Here is a 19597-nt window from a genome sequence, read left to right as displayed (position 1 = left end):
TTTTGTTTCCGCTGTTCTTGAGATTGTAAAGAGAAATAATTATAGTATCCAGAACGTGAAACGCCAGCTATTTTACACAAGTGACTCACCATGTTCCTTAGGTTATATTTTACGATGACAGAATGAATCAATAGGTATTTTTGACTAGGTGGTAACGTTATTTTCTTTTCATCCTCCCTTCCATAAGTTTGATCTTTTTTAATAGTTCGTTTTCCGCTTTTAGTAAGTTCCGTTCAGCTTCTAAACGTACATATTTTTCTTCTAACGTAAGTTCTCTCTCAGTAGACCTTCCAGAGTTTTCTTTACGTGTATCACGTAAACCAAATACACCATTCTCTCTATAAGCACCACGCCATCTACTTCCTGATGATATAACACGTTGTATTCCAATCACATCTATGTCAAAACCACATTCTTCAAAAATGTCTCGAGGCAACTTTCCTTTTTCATTTTCTTCAATAAAAATACGTTTAAATTCGTCTGTATAAGTAATGACTTTTTCACTCACAGATTTTACGTATGGATTCCTTGATAGAGTTTGAATTTCTTTTTCTGTAAACAGTTTTTTCGTCATTTTGAAATTTCTCCGATCCTAATTTTTCTCCTATTATACAAGAAATACCCTATAGAACAGACTTTTTTTTAAGTGTCTATTCTATAGGGTACATTTTAGAGTGTAGATTACTTTTTATTCTGCATAGCAGGGATTTAGATGTCGAAAAATTAAAATGGATTCATATATATGAAATAGAAAAGAAAATGAATACAAGCTTGCAAGCGAAATGTACAAGGGGTGCGTACATTTTTTTTGTAGAAAAACATTATTGTTATAGAAGCATATATTAGTATAGGAGGAGGTAATGCATGAAGCATAAGGGGAAAATTAGTGGTTTGTTACTTGGAAATACAGTTGCAGTTACAGAATGGATCGCAATGCAGGATGTAATTGCAAAATTAGATGCTCGGTCATTTTTTGCTGTACTCATTATTTATATTATACAAATCATACTGAGTTACTATTTTGGGCATCGTTATGATAAAAGGCAGTATGAAAATAGTGAATTACAAGGGATAAAAAGTAATGATTTCATGATTGATTTTTTTGGGAAAATGGTTGCTTTGTCAGAAAGAGACACGTATAAAATTACTATATATATGATTTCTATTAATGAATGGAATGAATTAATAAACACCATACAAGATAGAAAATTAAACCAGATAGTCAAAAAAGTAGAGAATACAATTGTAAATACCGTTCGTAAAAGTGATGTTGTTACGAGATGGGAAGAAAATAAATATGTGATTGTAGCGGTAGATAAAGGATATGAGAAATCGACAATAACAGATCGGCTAGTAACGAATATTACAAAAGAATTAGCAAATAATGTGGTAAATATTTCGTTTTTATTTGGAGCTGCTAGTTATCCTTTGGAAGGAAAAACGTTAGAAGAGCTATTAGATAAAGCGCAAACTCAATTGTATAAGAATAGAGATTTACGGAAGAATGAATGATAAAAGTATTTTTCGTAACAATTGCTTCTCTTTTGTTACAAAAAAACGGTGTTTTGTAACAAAAGCCTTTAAAAATATATTTAATCATCATATAATTGTGATAGATGTGTCAGGACATTTTGCACAATGGTTTTTTGGGGGGAAAGTGTAGAGGGAAGCAATCTCTACACTTTTCCTTTTTAGGAAAGCCAAAGAATATTTGTAAGTTGTTGCAAGTAAACCTTTATACTGTGTAAAATGGACAAGTAGATTGATAGAAAGAGAGAAAGGGAATGGTAGAATGATAGACGTTAGGAGCCGACGATCGCCCTTGGGCAGGCGGCTGGTTGTAATTGCTATTGCAATTAGTGCTATCGTGGCAGGGTTTTTCATATTTCAATCCTTTACATCGCCTGCAAAGGCTGTAGCAAATCAAGTGAACTCAGTCCAGCTTGCTAGTGAGCAGTTTAAAGTTGGATTGGATAAAAAAGCACCGACGAAATTTAATGGACAAGTACGCAAAGTAGCATACTTAACCTTCGATGATGGACCGAGTGAATTTCAAAAAGAGATTTTAGACATTTTAAAGAAAAATGAAATAAAAGGAACATTTTTCATGATTGGTGGCAATATTCCATCTCATACAGATAGTGTGAAACGTTTAGTAAAGGAAGGACATTATCCAGGTGTTCACAGCATGACACATGACTATGCGAAACTTTATAAACAAGGCCGATTTGTAGAAGAGATGATACAGGCGCAAAATATGGTGAAAGATGTTACAGGATTTCAGCCTAAGCTTGTTCGTTGCCCATATGGAAGTATGCCTGGATTGAATCAAGGATTACGTGATCAAATGGTACCAGTTGGTATGAAAGAGTGGGATTGGACGATTGATTCTTTAGACTGGAAACTACCTGGGAATCCAAATGGTGTAGTACAAAATGTAATTTCAGGAGCTAGACAAGACCGTGAAGTTATTTTAATGCATGAGAAGCAACAAACTGTACAAGCCTTACAAACAATTATTGATGATCTTCGTAAAAAAGGATATGAGTTTGAAGTATATGAAGAATCAACTCATTTCCCTTTAAATTTTTGGCATGATGATCGTATATAAGTAGGAGGAAAAGAAAGTGAAATATAATAAAATAGCAATTGTAACTGCATTATCTATGACTTTATTAGCTGGTTGTTTTGGTCCAAAACCAGAAGAAGAATTATATGTGGCATTTGAAAATGCTGCAAAGCAAGAAAAACCTATGTTTGAAGATGCGAAAAAATTAGAGGCGTTAGAAAAAGAGGGACAAACGTTATACAATCAAATTGTACAAGAGGGAAAAGATAATAATCAAGCTGTGAAGGAGAAGTTAGATCAAGCAGCGAAAAACACAGCGGAGCGTGGAAAAATAATCGATAAAGAAAAAGATGCATTGAATAAAGCGCAAGAAGAAATGAAATCAGTTGATAAGTACGTAGAGAAAATTAAGGATAATAAGTTAAAAGAGCAAGCAGACAAAGTAAAGAGTACGTATGAAAAACGATATGAATCGTTTAAAAAGATGTATGATAACTACACTAAATCATTAAAATTAGAAAAAGAGTTATATACAATGTTACAAGATAAAGATGCAAAATTAAAAGCAATTAGTGATAAAGTAAAAACAGTAAATCAATCTTACAAAGATATTGATACTGAAAAAGATAAGTTCAATGAGTATACTAAGTCATACAATACAGAAAAAGTAGCTTTCTATAAACAAGCGGACATTAAAATAAAAGAAGAGAAAAAATAAAGCAGGTTGGTCTGAGGGCCAAACCTGCTTTATTTTTTTGTATACGTACGTCGATACCAAGGAATCGGTTCGCTTAATTTTTTTTCTTGCTTCAGGGCCTCAGGGCCAATATAATCTTGAAGCGTTTTTTTTGCTACTGTTAAAGAAAGGGTTGTTTTCGGATTTCGATAGGAAGATTCAAGATTACCGAGATGCGGGAGGGTACGAAAATCATCTTTTGTAGGGGGAATATGAAAAAAATAGTCACCTAAACGAATGAGAACATCAGATTGTTGCTGACTAAGACGTGGATTTCTAGAAAAATGTAATCCTTCTTTTAGTGCTTTTTTTTCAATAATTAAACGTTCTAAAGCAACTTTTTTTAGCCAGTATAAGTATTTCGGATTTGTAGCTGCTTTTGCATGCCGATTCACAACGAAAATAGATTGAGCTAATCGATTGATAGAATGTTTTTTTTGCGACTGAGACTGTGGTTGTGAAGGTTTCATAGTGGGTCTCCTTTCTGGTTTTTATTATTATAACATAAATAAAAAGAGTTTTTATTATATGCAAAAAGTGATTGTATATATTTTCAATATTAAAGCAATATTGTTACCAAAAACAACTATTTTGTATAATAGTGATAGGAATGGTTTTTAGAAATTTGATAATGAAAGAGTGAAAAGTATGAAAGATATATTGAAACAGCAATATGCCATTATTGATATTGGCTCAAATACAATGCGATTAGTTATTTATGAAAAACAAAATGGAGGTTTTTATAAAGAGATTGAAAATACAAAAGTTGTAGCTCGTTTAAGAAATTACTTAATTGATGGTATACTAATAGAAGATGGAATGAATATACTCCTGCAAACATTACTTCAATTTCAAGAAAGTACAAGGTTTCATGGATTGCATAATGTGCGTTGTGTTGCGACAGCAACGATTCGACAAGCAGAGAACCAAGCAGAAATTAAAAAGCTTGTAGAAGGAAAAACAGATTTTATACTTAGAATTTTATCTGAATATGAGGAAGCTCGTTACGGTTATTTAGCAGTAATGAATTCAACTTCTTTTACAGAAGGAATTACTGTTGACATTGGCGGTGGTAGTACAGAGGTCACATATTTTCAGGATAGAGAAATTGTAGAATATTATAGTTTTCCATTTGGGGCACTTTCTTTAAAGCAACAATTCATTCGTCATGAGACACCAACTTCAGAAGAATTAGATGAATTAAGAAGATATTTATGGTATCAATTCCGAACTTTGCCGTGGCTAAATGAAAAAAAATTACCGCTTATTGCGATAGGTGGAAGCGCACGTAATATGGTGAAAATTCATCAAAATTTGATTTCTTATCCAATAGCAGGTTTACATTTATATAAAATGAAAGAAGCGGACATAAAAGAGGTAAAGGCAGAGTTAATTAATCTTTCTTTCACAGATTTGCAAAAATTAGATGGTTTAGCAAAAGATCGAGCTGATACGATTATTCCAGCGGTAGAAGTGTTTCATATGCTAACTAATATTGTGCAGGCTCCAGCTTTTGTATTAAGTCAAAAAGGATTGCGAGAAGGTGTTTTCTACGAAGAACTAACAAAAAATTTAGGCATTTCTTATTACCCAAATGTGTTAGAAGAAAGTTTAAACTTATTATCTTATGAGTATGGAATGGATATGGGATATGTAATTCAGCTTATTAAACAAGGGGCTTTAATCTGTAAGGAACTTGAGGAAGCAGAGGTTATTTGCTTGTCAGAAAAGGATTGGGAGACATTTCATCAAGCTGCCAAAGTATTTAATATTGGGAAATACATAGATGTAGAAGCAAGTCGTTTACATACATTTTATTTATTGGCAAATAAAACGATTGACGGTATGATGCATAAAGATCGAGTTAGACTTGCGCTCATCGCCTCTTATAAATCAAAAATGTTATTTAAACAGTATTTAGTACCATTTGAAGGTTGGTTTGATAAAAGTGAACAGAAAACAATTTGCTTGTTAGGAGCAGTTTTACAATTTTCAGCTGCTTTAAATGTGAGACAACGAGCGCTTGTTGAAAAGGTTCAGGTGGAAAAAGAGAAAGAGGGGCTTGCATTTCGTATTGTTTGTAAACAATCAGCTTTAGCAGAAAAGGTACAGGCAGAAAAGCAGAAAAAACAGTTGGAAAAAGCATTAAAGATGAACATTCATTTAATATTTGAAGAGAAATATTAATTTGTACGGACGTCTTTACAAAAGTTTTACACTTTAATAAATTGGAATTTGATACAATAAATGTAACTAAATTATATTGAAAAAGTTTCAAGGGAAGTGTGGAGAAAATGGAATTAGTGAAGGGGAATTCGGTAAATTTAAATGATACGGCTTATTATAATAACCGTGAATTAAGCTGGCTAGCTTTTAATGAACGTGTATTACAAGAAGCACAGGATGAAAGTAATCCGCTTTTAGAAAGATTAAAGTTTATTAGTATCTTTAGCTCGAACTTGGATGAGTTTTTTATGGTACGTGTTGCAGGATTAAAGGATCAGGTAAGAGCGGGGTTTAATCAGCCGGAAAACAAGGCTGGTTTAACACCGAAACAACAGCTTAATAAAATCTCTACGAAGGCTCATGAATTAATGACAGTTCAGTATAATACATTTAAAAATACTGTATTGCCAGCACTTGAAGAAGAAGGGATTGAGCCTTTAGCATTTCACGATTTAACGAAAGAACAACGTGAATTTATTGAAGAATATTTTGATGAGCAAATTTTTCCGGTTTTAACACCTGTAGCAATCGATGCATACCGTCCGTTTCCAATGCTTTTAAATAAAAGTTTAAACTTAGCTACGATTCTCTATGATGAAAAACAGATAGAGGAAGAAAACCGCACAAAGCTTGGGATTGTTCAAGTGCCCTCATTGCTCGAGCGTTTTATTTTTTTACCAAGTGAAGATCAAAAGCATAAATTTATTTTATTAGAAGACGTCATTAGTAGTTTTACTCATAAATTATTTACAGGATACAAAGTATCCTCTGTCACTCGTTTTCGTATTACGCGTAATGCGGATTTAACAATACACGAAGAGGGTGCGCGTGATTTATTGAAAGTGATTGAAAAAGAGTTAAAAAAACGTAAGTGGGGAGCCGCTGTTCGCTTAGAAGTTGGAAAAGAGCATGTAGATGAAAGAGTGTTAGCCTTATTATATGAGGTGTTAGAGGTAAAAGATGAAGATGTATATATGATGGATGGACCGTTAGATCTAACATGTTTATTTTCCCTATATAAAAAATTAGCTCCTTTATATGAACATCTTGTTTATCCAGCTCTGATTCCGCAGCCACCTCAAGATTTAGACGATGAAGAAGATGTATTTGAGAAAGCAATCGAGCACGATATTTTATTACATCATCCATTTGAATCTTTTCAGCCTGTTGTTGATTTTGTACGTGATGCAGCAGATGATCCAAATGTGCTGGCAATCAAGCAAACGTTATATCGTGTCAGTGGAGATTCCCCGATTATTCAGGCTTTAAAGACGGCAGCTGAAAAGGGAAAACAAGTAACGGTGCTTGTTGAATTAAAAGCTCGATTTGATGAAGAAAATAATGTCCATTGGGCAAAGGAACTGGAACAAGCTGGTTGCCATGTTATTTATGGTGTGAGCCATTTGAAAACCCATAGTAAAATTACACTTGTTGTGCGAAGAAAATACGGAAAAATCGAAAGGTTCGTACATTTGGGGACAGGAAATTATAACGATGCTACAGCAAAACTATATACAGACTTTGGGTATATTACATCTCGAAAAGATTTTGGGGTAGATGCAACAAATTTCTTTAATTATTTGAGCGGCTATACAACGAAACCTCATTTTCATCATTTGTCAGTGGCCCCTTTTGACATACGTCAGCAATTTATGGAGCTAATAGATGAAGAGATTCGCTATCATAAGCAATATGGTAATGGACACATTATTGCTAAGATGAATTCATTAACGGATAAACCGTTGATTCAAAAGTTGTATGAGGCATCACAGGCTGGGGTAAAGGTGGAACTTATCGTTAGGGGAACATGCTGCTTGCGTCCCGGTATTCAAAATGTAAGTGAAAACATTCGGGTGATTAGTCTCGTTGGACGGTATTTAGAGCATAGCCGTATTTATTATTTTCATCATAATGGAGATGAAAAAATTTATTTATCTTCAGCTGACTGGATGACAAGGAATATGGAAAAGCGGGTAGAAATATCTTTCCCAATTCTAGGTTTTGAAATGAAAGCGAGAATAAAAGCAATTTTACAGCTTGTTTTGGCGGATAATGTAAAAACACGCGAACAAAATAAAGATGGTGAATACTACTATGTAATAAATAATGGCTCCGAAGAGATTGATAGCCAAGTAAAATTATTTAAGATGGCTTATCAAGAGATGGATGCAGAGTAATGGAATAACAGATTAGTATGACCATAAAAACCTCTTATTTATATAAGAGGTTTTTATGCTTTTTTCCTAAAAATATCTATTGAAAAATTCAGAGGAAATAAAGCAGTAAGGAATGAGAGAATAGTTTTTTAGATTTACCTAATGCAATTTGTAAATAGCTAGAATTATGCTGAAGGAAGTCCTGAATTAATAATAATACGGCTGACATGAATTTCCGTAACAAGGAAACGGTGCCGGTGGATAAGGCGCTGGTGGTGGATAAGGTGGATAGAAAGGTCTAGGACCAAATGCTAATGCCCCACCAAGTAATCCGCCAGCAATTCCAGCTAAAAATGGAACGCCGAAAAATGGTAAGAAGCGCGAGTCGTCTATTGGGCCAATAGGTGCTGAGCGAACTAGGATGGGTTGAAAATATGGATACATGTAACAACCTCCTTTAATGGACTCATTGTTATCATATGGAGAAAAAGCGTGGATGAGCGAGTACAAGAAAGGGTAGATAAGAAAATAGGCAAGTGTACGTTACAAATGGTGCAATGTAAAAAGTGTAATTTCAGGTCTGGCCATAAATCGAAATGGAACGCGTGTTCTCCCGAGGCCCCGATTTACATAGAGAAGTAAGTTGTGAATGTGATAAAAGCCTTCAATATAGTGTTTTGCAAGTGCTGGAGTAATAATTGCACCCAAAAAGGGGATTTGAACTTGTCCGCCATGGCTGTGTCCAGAAAGCTGAAGGTTTACTGGGAATTGAGCGGTTTTTGGTGCTATATCAGGTTCATGAACAAGTACAATTGTATAAATATCCTTCTGTGCATATTGTAATGTCGAATCGATTTCAGGTTTGCCAAGTAGTAGATCATCTATTCCAAAAATAGAGATTTCACTATTATCTAATAATCGAATGCGTTTTTCAGTATTTTTTAACAGTTCAAAACCTGAGTCACTCATGATTAGATCATAGTATTCTGTTCCATATCCACCATGATCGTGATTTCCATAGATTGCAAATTTACCAAATGGTGCATGGATATTACGCAAAATGGAGGAGACAAAAGGAGCATCACTATATGTCTGATAATTATCAATTAAATCACCTGTAAAAAGAACGATATCTGGTGCTGTTTCATTTATTTTGGAGACAATGTAAGATAAGCGCTGAAGAGAAAAGTAGTATCCGAGATGTAAATCACTAAACTGAATAATCTTCATGCCATGAAAACTTTTTGGAATAAGCGGAGACCGAAGTGTATGATGCGTCAAAGAAAGGGAATTTGGTTCTATATATTTAGCATAGTAATAGCCGAAGCTAGCTGTAATACAAGTATAGAGACAAGTGCGAATTCCTGTTTTTATAAAGTTTCTTCTTGTTATTTGTTTCATGGGAATATGAGCGAACCTATAGTTTATAAGGTGTATGAACAATTCATTATAGGTCACTTGGCTCTCCTTTTCGTTTATTTCTTGTTATAGAATTTTATTTTGAAGAATAGAAAAATAGCATATGTGATAAGAAATATGATAATGAAAGAGATTTCTTGTATTTAAAAGATATCAGAAAACTTTAAAAATATAAAGATTTCTTTCAAATAAAGTGGTAAAATGAATGTGTATTCATTTTTTTGAGGGAGGGGATATATTTGAAAGAAAAAGTAGTTATCATAACAGGTGGCTCAAGTGGAATGGGAAAAGGAATGGCAGCTCGGTTTGCAAAGGAAGGGGCACGTGTTGTTATTACAGGACGTACAAAAGAAAAGCTTGAGGAAACCCAGAAAGAGATTGAACAATTTCCAGAGCAAGTATTGACTGTGCAAATGGATGTGCGAAGTACAGATGATATTCAACGTATGGTTGAACATATTGATGAGAAATTTGGACGTATTGATATTTTAATTAACAATGCAGCAGGTAATTTTATTTGTCCTGCAGAAGATTTATCTGTTAACGGTTGGAATGCAGTAATTAATATTGTATTGAATGGAACATTTTATTGTAGTCAAGCAGTAGGGAAATATTGGATCGAAAAAGGGATAAAAGGAAATATCATTAATATGGTAGCAACGTATGCCTGGGATGCGGGACCAGGTGTGATTCATTCTGCTGCAGCGAAAGCTGGTGTATTAGCGATGACGAAAACGCTTGCTGTTGAATGGGGACGTAAATATGGGATACGAGTCAATGCCATTGCACCTGGCCCGATTGAACGTACAGGCGGTGCGGACAAATTGTGGATTTCGGAGGAGATGGCTAAGCGTACATTACAAAGCGTTCCATTAGGTAGATTAGGGACACCAGAAGAAATTGCAGGCTTAGCTTTTTATCTAAGTTCTGATGCAGCTGCTTACATAAATGGAACGTGTATGACAATGGATGGTGGGCAACACCTACATCAGTATCCGTTCTAAAGGGATTGTATAAAGTGGGGCATGGATATGACTACTTATCCGTGTATGGTAAAATGTGAAGAATTTGTGACATATGAGAAAAAGTGTTTACAGGAGAAGTTATATAAGGTATGATTAAGACCTCTTTTTTCTTCATAGTAGAATTGCTAATTCCCCTTAGCATTTTACCCCTCTAATCCCTTCAGGAGAACTGAAGGGATTTTTTATTATTTTTCTATACATACCATGTTATAATTTTTGAAAAGTAAAGGGAGGGAAATGTTTTGATAGATGCATTAGATGTAATGAGTAATTTGGATAAAGTCCTTCCTTATTATCAAGCTATTTTTAGTGCTGATGAACATACAGTAATTGGATACGAAGTAGTAGGGCGTATCCAAACAGAAGAGGGTATACAAAGTCTTTCCTCTTTCTTTCATGATGATTCCATTCCAAGTGAGTTTCAACTCGAAGCGGATAATGTCATTGTAGAAAAAGCATTAGATAGGTACTTAGAGACAAAGCAAACATTTTTATTGTTTATACACCGAAATGCGAACGTACTTATGAACGATGAAGATGAGAGTTTACTTCAATTATTGTTAATGTATGAAAAAAAAGGGCTGAACTTACGAAATATTGTTTTAGAAATAACAGAGCATGAGTGTAAGGAAGATATAGAACAATTTAATCATTTACTCATGTATTACCGTACATATGGCATTCAAACTTCAATTAATAAAGTAGGAACAGGTACGAGTAATTTGGAGCGAATTAGTGTGTTAGCTCCTGATATTTTAAAAGTAGATTTAACAAATTTACGACAAACTGCACTTTTACAATCGTATCAAGATATTTTATATTCTTTGTCCTTATTAGCGAGAAGAATTGGTGCGACATTACTATACGAAGAAATTGATGCTTTTTACCAACTGCAATATGCTTGGAAGAATGGTGGAAGATACTATCAAGGTAATTATTTGAAAGAGTGTTTGCCAGATTTTATTGCGGCGGACATTTTAAAAGAACGTCTTGGTAATGAATGTCATCAATTTATTCAACACGAAAAGAAAAAACTACAAAAAATTTATCAATTAACGGAAACATTGCGTGATCAAGTTGGGAATGTGTTATCTAAGCCCAAAAAGAATGAAGATGTTAATGAATGGTTATTACATTTTAGTCAACATGTATCACAGTATAGTTTTCGAATTTTCATTTGCAATGAAGACGGTTTTCAACAATCAGGAAACGTTATGAAAAAAGATGGAGAATGGATTGTTATGCCGGAGTATTATATGAAAAATTGGAGTTGGCGTCCGTATTTTTTAGAAAATATAATGAAAATGCGGTTTGAAAATAAAGCAAGGCTTTCGGATTTATATGCAGACATAGAAACGAGTGAAATGGTACGAACATTCTCTTTCCCAATCGATGATGAACAGTTCTTATTTATTGATTTATCATATGAATTTTTATATGAAGAAGATGTTTTATTTTAATGCACGAAGCAATTCGTGCATTTTTTTGTTTGTTTTTATCATAAATTGGTAATAGTGAAAATGATGGTGAAAATGCTGTCTATCATTGTAAAGATTTTACGAACGAAACCATCACTTTCTTTGCATAATCATTGTTACAATGAATACTACAAAGACAAGCTCTCGTAAAGGAAGGTGAAAGAATGAGAAAATATGGGATATGGTTTGTTCTATTTTTATGTGTTGCCTTTCTGGTTGGGTATAGTGTTACAACAGTTCTTGGTAAAGAAGAAACAAAAGTGGATCGAAAAGAAGTGTTTACAACGATTCAAAAGGGATATGAAGTACAATTTTCAATTCGAGGTAAGCATTTAACGGTAAGTAAAATGTATGATGCGTTATCACCATATTTTACAGATAATTTCCTTCAAGTTTTTACAGATGAAAATAGCAATGATGATAAAAAAAGTGGTGAATACTTATTTCCTACAAAAGAAGCACCTTTTTCATTTAATTCGCAGACAAAACTGGCGTATGATGAAGAGCACGGCCTTTTATATGTATATGAACGGACAAAAAATGAACAATATCAAATTGTGACTTTGCAAAAGGATAAAGGGAAATGGAAATTAGCTGGTTATCATGAAAGTCAGGAACTTTTGACAGAAATGAAAAAATTGCAAGAGCTAAAAGAACAGGAATAGTGCATTTTTGCCTATTCCTATTCTAGATTGAGCAGCTGTTGTAACTTTTCAATTTGAAAACCAGTAACAACTTCCCCATCAACGACGACTGTGGGAGTTGAATAGGAGTTATAGTCATATAAAAGACGGTTGCGAGCAGCTGCATCCTTTTTTACGTCAAATTCTTCGTACGTTACGTTATTATGTTTTAAAAATTCTTTTACAATTGTACATGGCGGACAATCCGGTTGTGTATAAACCTCAATTTTCTTCATTAAAATTCCTCCTCATTTTCTGTTTTTAATTATATTCTCCAGCTAAAAAAACCGCAATAAAGAAAGAGAAAGATATTCTTTCTGCTTTTCACCTCTTATTTCGACAAATTTTAGTTGAGTTTCTGCTCAATAACCTTTATCCTAGATTGTGGAACATTTTTTCTGTTATGACGGATAGAATGAGTATAGCTGTAAAACCTATTGATAGGAAGATTAGAGAAAGGGGAGATTTCATGTCTCTACTCCAAGGAATTTTAACTCGACTTGTTAGTCTACAAGAACAAGCTGAAAGCGGTGAAGTAGCACAACGCTATTTTGAAGTGAACGGTGAGCGCAAATGTAGCGTGAAATTTTTCGATAAAAGTGAAATGTATGAATTAGAAGTGTATCAACAAGGCGAAAAGCCACAAGTATATCAATTTGATAACATTGATATGGTTGCTATCGAAATTTACGATATTATTTCTTGATACATATAAAAAGGTACCGCCAAAGGGCGGTACTTTTTTTAGTACTGCTAGGTTTTATGGGCTGTTGTTTTATTCCATCTGTACAGAAGCAAGGGAGCAAACATCTTATAAAGGATAGGGGGATGGAGTTATATGTATAAGAATTTTTAATTTTTCCAACACTGGTAATAAAAGTTTGAAGGGAGTGCTGAAAGTGGAGAGACTACCAATTGTTGTTTGTCCAAAATGTCATAGTTCATCTGAAATTGTTCATGTATTAACCGCCCAGTCTAATCAAAATGTAATTTATACATGTCCCTCTTGTCAGTATGTGATTCGAAATATTGAAACGAATAAAGGATAGTAAAGTCATATTTTGCGCTTTTGTCCCATACAATGAGAATGCAAAAAGTCTGTCTAATCGAAAGGACGTGACTATGTGGACGGAGAGCATAGATTTTATAATGTATCAGAGAGACATATGGATTTTGAAACGGTTTTTATACGTATTTGTAATTTTATTGAAAAAGATCCACGTAATTTATATCGTTTATCCATTGGTACAGATTCACAAGCACACCAGAAAGTTACACGTTTTATTACGGCAGTGCACATTCATCGTGTGGGAAAAGGAGCATGGGGGTGTTTGCGTCATAAAGCAGTGCATAAAAAGCCAACGACATTGCGTGAAAAAATATATTTAGAAACACAGCTAAGTCAGGAGATTGCTTGTTTGTTTACGCCAGACCATATACAGAGGATATGGGATTTATTGCATCCATACGCTCATGAGGGAGCGGGATTTGTAATGGAAATTCACTTAGATATAGGAAATAATGGATTAACAAAAGAATTTATTTCAGATATGACAACGAAGGTGAGAGCGATGGGATTAACGGCAAAGATTAAACCAGATGCTTATGCGGCCTTTAGTTATGCAAATCGCTATACAAAATAAAAAACTGAATTTTTTATCTATTAAATAAAGCAAATATTTTATATAATAAATAATAAGGAAACAAGCATAAGGAGAGGAGTACATGCAGAAGGAAGTTACTTTAACAAATGAAGAAAAAAACTTGCTATTGGATATCTTATTTCGTCAAAACTACGCTAGTGAAATTTTAGCTGTTGAGCTTACAGATATTGAGAGCGGCCTCAAAAAAACAGATATTTCCCAATATAAAAGAATTACAAGATTATTTTATCGATTAAAAAATGAAGGATACTAAGGGCTACCAGAAAGGTAGTTTTTTTTTGTGTGTTCTATGATAAAATGAAGTGTGTATCATATTTTTGTTGGAATAAACTAAGGACAAAATAATAATATGAAAACGCTATCATAAGATATGAATAGAAATGGAAAATAAAAAGGATTTTTAAATTAAGAAGTTTTTTATCATGTATTAAAAACCATGTTAGCAGGAAAAAGTGGGGGATGTAAGATGATTAGTATTCCGAAAGATGAGTTTCAACAAGTTCTTGTCAAGGATTTAATGATTTCATCAGAAAAGGTTGCACATGTTCAAATTGGAAATAGCTTAGAGCATGCTTTGCTTGTTCTTGTAAAATCTGGATATTCTGCGATTCCTGTTTTGGACCCTATGTACAAATTACATGGGCTAATTAGTACTGCAATGATTTTGGATGGGATTTTAGGGCTAGAACGTATTGAGTTTGAGAAGCTCGAGGATATGAAAGTGGAGCAGGTAATGAAAAAAGATATTCCGACTCTTAGGCTGGAAGATTCTTTTGCGAAAGCATTAGAAATGACAATTGATCATCCTTTTATTTGTGCTGTAAATGATGAAGAGTATTTTGAAGGTATTTTAACGCGACGTGCTATTTTAAAATTGTTGAATAAAAAAGTAAGGCAACATAATCGATAAAGAGGGGTGAGCGACTTCGGTGAAAAGGAGAAGTCGCTTTTTTATCGTGCATCTCTGTTATGTATGTATTATATTTAGAAAGATACAAATAAGCATAAAAGGATAAGGGAAGTGCCAACTCATTCACGGTTCTTAAAGACAGAAAATGAATATTGTATGCTAGGAAACAATATGTATATATATTGACTCACTATTTGCTCCACCTGAAAATTTAGGATAGACAAAGGAGTGAGGTGGAGGAGAACTGTTTGTGAAAGTTCGATTTGTGATGACAAATGATCGGGGATAACATTTCTCACTGACTAAAAAATTCACTTTATTATGTAGGATAAGGAAAGAGGGAGAAAGTTGCAAATTGATGATTTTCAAATGATGGTTGTTTTAGCACAAGAATCCAATATGAGAAGAGCAGCGGAGCGTTTGTTTGTTTCGCAGCCTGCACTCAGTCAACGCTTACAATCAATGGAAAAACAATGGGGAATGAAATTTTTTATTCGTTCACAAAAAGGATTGACAATCACACCAGAAGGGGAAAAGGTGGCTAATTATGCAAAAGATATGTTGCAAAGAGAAGAAGCTATTAAAAGTGAATTGGCAATCTATCGAACGGAGACATATGGGACATTAAAAATAGCTGTTGCATCTGTAATTGGACAATACTGGTTACCTCCTGTTTTGAAGAGATTTGTACAAAAGTATCCTTTTGTGAAAATTTCTCTTTTCACAGGTTGGAGTAGCGAGGTGCAAAAGCATTTTTATGAAGGCGATGTTCATGTCGCTATATTGCGGGGAACACAAGAATATAAAGGTCATAAACAACAATTGTTTGAAGATGAACTGTATTTAGTTGATACGGAGATTAAAGATATTGCTATGTTAAAGGATACAAATAGACCTTTTATACAATTTAAAAGTGATTCGACATACTATGGACAAATACAAAATTGGTGGTACAGTTTATTTTCTAATCCTCCTAAGCGTACAATCGTAGTTGATCAGATTGAAACGTGTAAGCAGCTTGTTTTAAATGGAATTGGTTATGCGCTTTTACCTTCTACTGTCTTGAAAGAAGTAAAGGAAAATACATTCAGAATACCTGTTCGTCTAACGCGAGAAACGTGGTTATTAACAAGTGATTCCGCAAGACAGCTTAAACAAGTACAGGCGTTTTTGGAAATTATAGAAGAAATTCAAATGGAAAAATAAGATTATTATCTTGCTACGAGCTCTCTCGTTTGGTAGAGTAACAATATAAATGGATTTAGGAGGCAATAAGCATGAAAATGATGGATGCAAACGAAATTATTTCGTTTATTCAAAAAAGTGAGAAGAAAACTCCCGTAAAGGTATACATAAAAGGGGATTTAAAAGAAGTAGCGTTCCCTGAGACAGTACAAGCATTTGTAAATAAAAAAGCTGGTGTTTTATTCGGAGAATGGTCTGATATTAAGACAATGCTTGAAGAAAATAAAAAGCATGTTACAGATTATGTTGTTGAAAATGACCGTCGTAATTCTGCAATTCCAATGCTTGATTTAAAAGGTATTAAAGCTCGTATTGAGCCAGGCGCAATCATTCGCGATCATGTTGAAATTGGTGATAATGCTGTTATTATGATGAATGCAACGATTAATATCGGTGCAGTAATCGGTGAAGGTTCAATGATCGATATGAACGCTGTACTTGGCGGACGTGCAACAGTAGGTAAGAACTGTCACGTAGGTGCAGGTGCTGTTCTTGCAGGCGTTATTGAACCACCTTCTGCAAAACCAGTTATCGTTGAAGATGATGTTGTAATTGGTGCAAATGTAGTTGTTTTAGAAGGTGTTACAGTAGGTAAAGGTGCAGTTGTTGCAGCAGGTGCAGTTGTAACTGAAGATGTACCACCATACACAGTTGTTGCAGGAACGCCAGCGCGTGTTATTAAAGAAATTGATGAGAAGACAAAAGCGAAAACAGAAATTAAACAAGAGCTTCGTCAATTAAATCCAGAAAAATAAAGAACGAAAGCGTAAGAGCAACTAAGCTCTTACGCTTTTTATAAATGGCGGTGAGAATATGACAGTTAGTAAATTTGTTCAAATTCGTAGAGATTTACATAAAATTCCGGAATTGGGATTTAAGGAATGGAAAACGCAACAATATATTTTAAATTATATTGATACTCTTCCTAAGGAAAATATTGAAGTTAAAACATGGAAAACGGGTGTAATTGTTAAGGCAAAGGGCAGAAACCCAGAGAAAACGATTGGTTATCGCGCAGATATTGATGGTTTGCCGATTCCTGAGGAAACAGGTTATGCATTCGCTTCTACTCATGAAGGGATGATGCATGCATGTGGTCATGATTTGCATACTGCCATCGGTTTAGGGCTTTTAACGGCTACTGTAAATGAAAGAGTAGACGATGATCTTGTCTTTCTATTCCAACCAGCTGAAGAAGGACCAGGTGGGGCTCTCCCTATGTTAGAAAGTGAAGTGCTGAAGGAATGGAAGCCGGATATGATCCTTGGTCTTCATATTGCACCTGAGTATCCGGTAGGGACAATTGCAACAAAAGAAGGGCTGCTATTTGCAAATACATCAGAGCTATATATTGATTTAAAAGGAAAAGGTGGACATGCAGCGTATCCCCATACAGCAAATGATATGATTGTTGCAGCTAGTCATCTTGTTACACAGCTTCAATCAGTGATTAGCCGGAACGTGAATCCACTTGATAGCGCAGTTATTACAATTGGTAAAATTACAGGTGGTACAGTCCAAAATATAATCGCAGAAAAATCTCGCTTAGAAGGGACGATTCGGACATTATCTGTTGAATCAATGAAACGAGTTAAAAATCGAATTGAAGCAATTGTTGCAGGTATTGAAGCGGCATTTCAATGCGAAGCTGTAATTGATTACGGAGCAATGTACCATCAAGTATATAACCATGAAGCGTTAACGAAGGAGTTTATGCAGTTTGCATCGGAGCAAACCAATATGAATGTCGTTACATGTACAGAGGCGATGACAGGAGAAGATTTCGGATACATGATTCGAGATATTCCAGGATTTATGTTCTGGCTTGGAGTAGAGTCAGAATATGGTTTGCATCATGCAAAATTACAACCGAATGAATCTGCGATTGAACAGACAATTATGTTTTTAAATCAATATGTAAAATGGAAAGGGAACAGAAAATAGAGTCTGTTCCTTTTCTGTGTGAAAAATATGATTTATAATGCATTTTTTTGTAATTCTAACACAATACTTTATAATGGTAGGTGGAGGGATAAGTTGTTAGTAAGTTATTTTATAATAATTATTAAATGAAATTGACTGAAAACTAATTTCTCCTATATAATACAAGAGTAGACAATATTTACTAAAAAATCACGGAGGCTGATACATATGGCAGAACGTATGGTAGCAAAACAAGCGCCACGCTTTGAAATGGATGCTGTTATGCCAAACAAAGAATTTGGTAAAGTAAGTCTTGAAGAAGTTATGAAACAGGATAAATGGACAGTACTTTTCTTCTATCCAATGGATTTCACTTTCGTATGTCCAACAGAAATCATCGCACTTTCTGATCGCTACGACGAGTTCGAAGATTTAGACGCAGAAGTAATCGGTGTATCTACTGATACAATTCATACTCATTTAGCTTGGATTAACACTGACCGTACGAAAAACGGTTTAGGTGAATTGAAATACCCTCTAGCAGCTGATACTAACCATGTAGTGTCTCGTGACTACGGCGTATTACTTGAAGAAGAAGGTATTGCACTTCGCGGTTTATTCATCATTAGCCCAGAGGGCGAATTAATGTACCAAGTTGTACATCACAACAACATTGGACGTGAAGTTGATGAAGTACTTCGTGTTCTTCAAGCTCTTCAAACTGGTGGACTTTGCCCGGCAAACTGGAAACCAGGTCAAGAAACTTTAAACGTTTAAATTACCGGAGGTCTAACAAATAGTTTGTTAGACCTCGCTCTACATCCGTAAGGGGGAGAAATCATGAAATTACGTCAACCAATGCCTTCTTTAGACGGTGCAACAGCAGTATTAAATGGAGAAGTAGTGCGTGAATCACTAATTGGTGAAAGGCCAACACTTATTCACTTTTGGTCAGTGAGTTGCCATTTGTGTAAAGAAGCAATGCCGGATATTAACAAATTCCGTGATGAATATAAAGAGCAATTAAATGTTGTTGCAGTTCATATGCCGCGTTCAGAAGAAGATTTAAATCTTGAACAAGTAGAAGCGGTGGCGAAAGAGCATGGAATAACACAATCTATTTTAGTGGATAATCAGCACAAAATTACAGATGCGTTTGAAAATCAATATGTACCAGCGTATTATGTATTTGATAAGAACGGGGTACTTCGTCATTTCCAAGCAGGTGGAAGTGGTATGCAAATGTTAACAAAACGAGTAAATCGTGTGCTAGATGAAGCGAAAAAAGAAGCTGAGTAAGATTAGCACTGTCCTTTCATGCTCATTTAGTTTGAGAGTACAAGCTTCTATTGATAGATGCAAAAGCCTCCTTATAGGAGGTTTTTGTTTTATCCCGCTATTGATAGGCAAGGAACACTTAAGTCTCAAAGCCTTGCAAAGAGAAAATTTAGGTGGGAGATTATTAGTGTAGATAAAGGGATTGCCAGTGGTGAAAGTGTTTAATTTTTGAATAGTGGAGCATTTGTACAGTTGAAAATGGATAAAAAGAAAATCTTACAGTCA

General features: G+C 34.6%; 22 protein-coding genes and 1 pseudogene. 18 read left to right on the top strand and 5 right to left on the bottom strand.

Going from position 1 to position 19597, the window contains the following annotated elements:
• Positions 1–574 (bottom strand): annotated as a pseudogene (locus ACIQ7L_RS22615) (HTH domain-containing protein); the annotation flags it as partial.
• A 290-nt stretch (positions 575–864) separates the two neighbouring features.
• Here ACIQ7L_RS22615 and ACIQ7L_RS22610 point away from each other — a divergent pair.
• The 3 genes from ACIQ7L_RS22610 (at position 865) to ACIQ7L_RS22600 (ending at position 3287) form a co-directional block, all read left to right on the top strand.
• Positions 865–1512 (top strand): diguanylate cyclase domain-containing protein, encoded by a 648-nt coding sequence (locus ACIQ7L_RS22610; protein WP_400571809.1) that lies wholly within the window; start codon positions 865–867, stop codon positions 1510–1512.
• 280 nt (positions 1513–1792) lie between these two features.
• Entirely contained in the window at positions 1793–2611 is an 819-nt protein-coding gene (locus tag ACIQ7L_RS22605; RefSeq protein ID WP_400571807.1) for a peptidoglycan-N-acetylglucosamine deacetylase, read from the top strand.
• Between the two features lie 55 nt (positions 2612–2666).
• Complete coding sequence (locus ACIQ7L_RS22600; protein WP_400571821.1) at positions 2667–3287, top strand: YkyA family protein; 621 nt, start codon at positions 2667–2669, stop codon at positions 3285–3287.
• A 29-nt stretch (positions 3288–3316) separates the two neighbouring features.
• Here ACIQ7L_RS22600 and ACIQ7L_RS22595 read toward each other — a convergent pair whose 3' ends face one another.
• Positions 3317–3775, bottom strand: a complete 459-nt coding sequence (locus tag ACIQ7L_RS22595; protein ID WP_400571805.1) for a YkyB family protein — start codon at positions 3773–3775, stop codon at positions 3317–3319.
• 178 nt (positions 3776–3953) lie between these two features.
• Here ACIQ7L_RS22595 and ACIQ7L_RS22590 point away from each other — a divergent pair, with 178 nt between their 5' ends.
• Positions 3954–5492: a Ppx/GppA phosphatase family protein gene (locus tag ACIQ7L_RS22590; RefSeq protein WP_400571804.1), complete on the top strand. Its 1539-nt coding sequence runs from the start codon at positions 3954–3956 to the stop codon at positions 5490–5492.
• A 107-nt stretch (positions 5493–5599) separates the two neighbouring features.
• Complete coding sequence (locus ACIQ7L_RS22585) at positions 5600–7708, top strand: polyphosphate kinase (RefSeq protein WP_400571802.1); 2109 nt, start codon at positions 5600–5602, stop codon at positions 7706–7708.
• 186 nt (positions 7709–7894) lie between these two features.
• Here the strand turns inward: ACIQ7L_RS22585 and ACIQ7L_RS22580 are convergent, their stop codons facing one another.
• The gene (locus ACIQ7L_RS22580) at positions 7895–8131 is read right to left on the bottom strand and encodes a hypothetical protein (protein WP_400571800.1); all 237 of its coding nucleotides are present in this window, start codon (positions 8129–8131) and stop codon (positions 7895–7897) included.
• Positions 8132–8230: 99 nt separating this feature from the next.
• Positions 8231–9088, bottom strand: a complete 858-nt coding sequence (locus ACIQ7L_RS22575) for a metallophosphoesterase (RefSeq protein ID WP_400571799.1) — start codon at positions 9086–9088, stop codon at positions 8231–8233.
• Positions 9089–9345: 257 nt separating this feature from the next.
• On the opposite strand from ACIQ7L_RS22575, the gene fadH reads away from it, so the two are divergent.
• The 3 genes from fadH to ACIQ7L_RS22560 all read left to right on the top strand — a co-directional run bounded on the left by fadH (position 9346) and on the right by ACIQ7L_RS22560 (position 12274).
• A complete protein-coding gene (gene fadH / locus ACIQ7L_RS22570; RefSeq protein ID WP_400571797.1) occupies positions 9346–10110 on the top strand; it encodes a 2,4-dienoyl-CoA reductase in 765 nt (254 codons plus the stop codon).
• 263 nt (positions 10111–10373) lie between these two features.
• Positions 10374–11591, top strand: a complete 1218-nt coding sequence (locus tag ACIQ7L_RS22565; RefSeq protein ID WP_400571795.1) for an EAL domain-containing protein — start codon at positions 10374–10376, stop codon at positions 11589–11591.
• Positions 11592–11773: 182 nt separating this feature from the next.
• Entirely contained in the window at positions 11774–12274 is a 501-nt protein-coding gene (locus ACIQ7L_RS22560) for a DUF3993 domain-containing protein (protein WP_400571793.1), read from the top strand.
• 17 nt (positions 12275–12291) lie between these two features.
• Here the strand turns inward: ACIQ7L_RS22560 and ACIQ7L_RS22555 are convergent, their stop codons facing one another.
• Positions 12292–12528 carry a glutaredoxin family protein gene (locus ACIQ7L_RS22555; RefSeq protein ID WP_097894985.1) on the bottom strand — a complete coding sequence of 79 codons (237 nt, stop codon included), beginning with the start codon at positions 12526–12528 and terminating at the stop codon, positions 12292–12294.
• 233 nt (positions 12529–12761) lie between these two features.
• Here ACIQ7L_RS22555 and ACIQ7L_RS22550 point away from each other — a divergent pair, with 233 nt between their 5' ends.
• The 10 genes from ACIQ7L_RS22550 to ACIQ7L_RS22505 all read left to right on the top strand — a co-directional run bounded on the left by ACIQ7L_RS22550 (position 12762) and on the right by ACIQ7L_RS22505 (position 19333).
• On the top strand, positions 12762–12998 hold the full coding sequence (locus ACIQ7L_RS22550; protein ID WP_000055151.1) for a YkuJ family protein: 237 nt from the start codon (positions 12762–12764) through the stop codon (positions 12996–12998).
• Positions 12999–13191: 193 nt separating this feature from the next.
• On the top strand, positions 13192–13341 hold the full coding sequence (locus ACIQ7L_RS22545) for a hypothetical protein (protein ID WP_097894986.1): 150 nt from the start codon (positions 13192–13194) through the stop codon (positions 13339–13341).
• 75 nt (positions 13342–13416) lie between these two features.
• A complete protein-coding gene (locus ACIQ7L_RS22540) occupies positions 13417–13935 on the top strand; it encodes a ribonuclease H-like YkuK family protein (protein ID WP_400571790.1) in 519 nt (172 codons plus the stop codon).
• An 82-nt stretch (positions 13936–14017) separates the two neighbouring features.
• Positions 14018–14209: an antirepressor AbbA gene (abbA, locus tag ACIQ7L_RS22535; RefSeq protein ID WP_400571788.1), complete on the top strand. Its 192-nt coding sequence runs from the start codon at positions 14018–14020 to the stop codon at positions 14207–14209.
• Between the two features lie 213 nt (positions 14210–14422).
• Positions 14423–14866: a cyclic-di-AMP-binding protein CbpB gene (gene cbpB, locus ACIQ7L_RS22530; protein ID WP_097894989.1), complete on the top strand. Its 444-nt coding sequence runs from the start codon at positions 14423–14425 to the stop codon at positions 14864–14866.
• 348 nt (positions 14867–15214) lie between these two features.
• Entirely contained in the window at positions 15215–16072 is an 858-nt protein-coding gene (locus ACIQ7L_RS22525) for a transcriptional regulator CcpC (RefSeq protein ID WP_097894990.1), read from the top strand.
• 71 nt (positions 16073–16143) lie between these two features.
• A complete protein-coding gene (gene dapD / locus ACIQ7L_RS22520) occupies positions 16144–16866 on the top strand; it encodes a 2,3,4,5-tetrahydropyridine-2,6-dicarboxylate N-acetyltransferase (protein WP_097894991.1) in 723 nt (240 codons plus the stop codon).
• Positions 16867–16924: 58 nt separating this feature from the next.
• Positions 16925–18055, top strand: coding sequence for an N-acetyldiaminopimelate deacetylase (locus ACIQ7L_RS22515; protein WP_400571785.1), 1131 nt, complete (start codon positions 16925–16927; stop codon positions 18053–18055).
• A 207-nt stretch (positions 18056–18262) separates the two neighbouring features.
• On the top strand, positions 18263–18811 hold the full coding sequence (locus ACIQ7L_RS22510) for a peroxiredoxin (RefSeq protein ID WP_097894993.1): 549 nt from the start codon (positions 18263–18265) through the stop codon (positions 18809–18811).
• A gap of 63 nt (positions 18812–18874) precedes the next feature.
• Complete coding sequence (locus ACIQ7L_RS22505; RefSeq protein ID WP_097894994.1) at positions 18875–19333, top strand: TlpA disulfide reductase family protein; 459 nt, start codon at positions 18875–18877, stop codon at positions 19331–19333.
• Positions 19334–19597 lie beyond the last annotated feature (264 nt).

Origin of the sequence: Bacillus sp. NPDC094106 (assembly GCF_044764345.1) — a bacterium.
Classification (GTDB): Bacteria; Bacillota; Bacilli; order Bacillales; family Bacillaceae_G; genus Bacillus_A.
The sequence above is the reverse complement of the archived record's forward strand: the minus strand, read 5'-3'. Positions and strand labels throughout refer to the sequence as shown.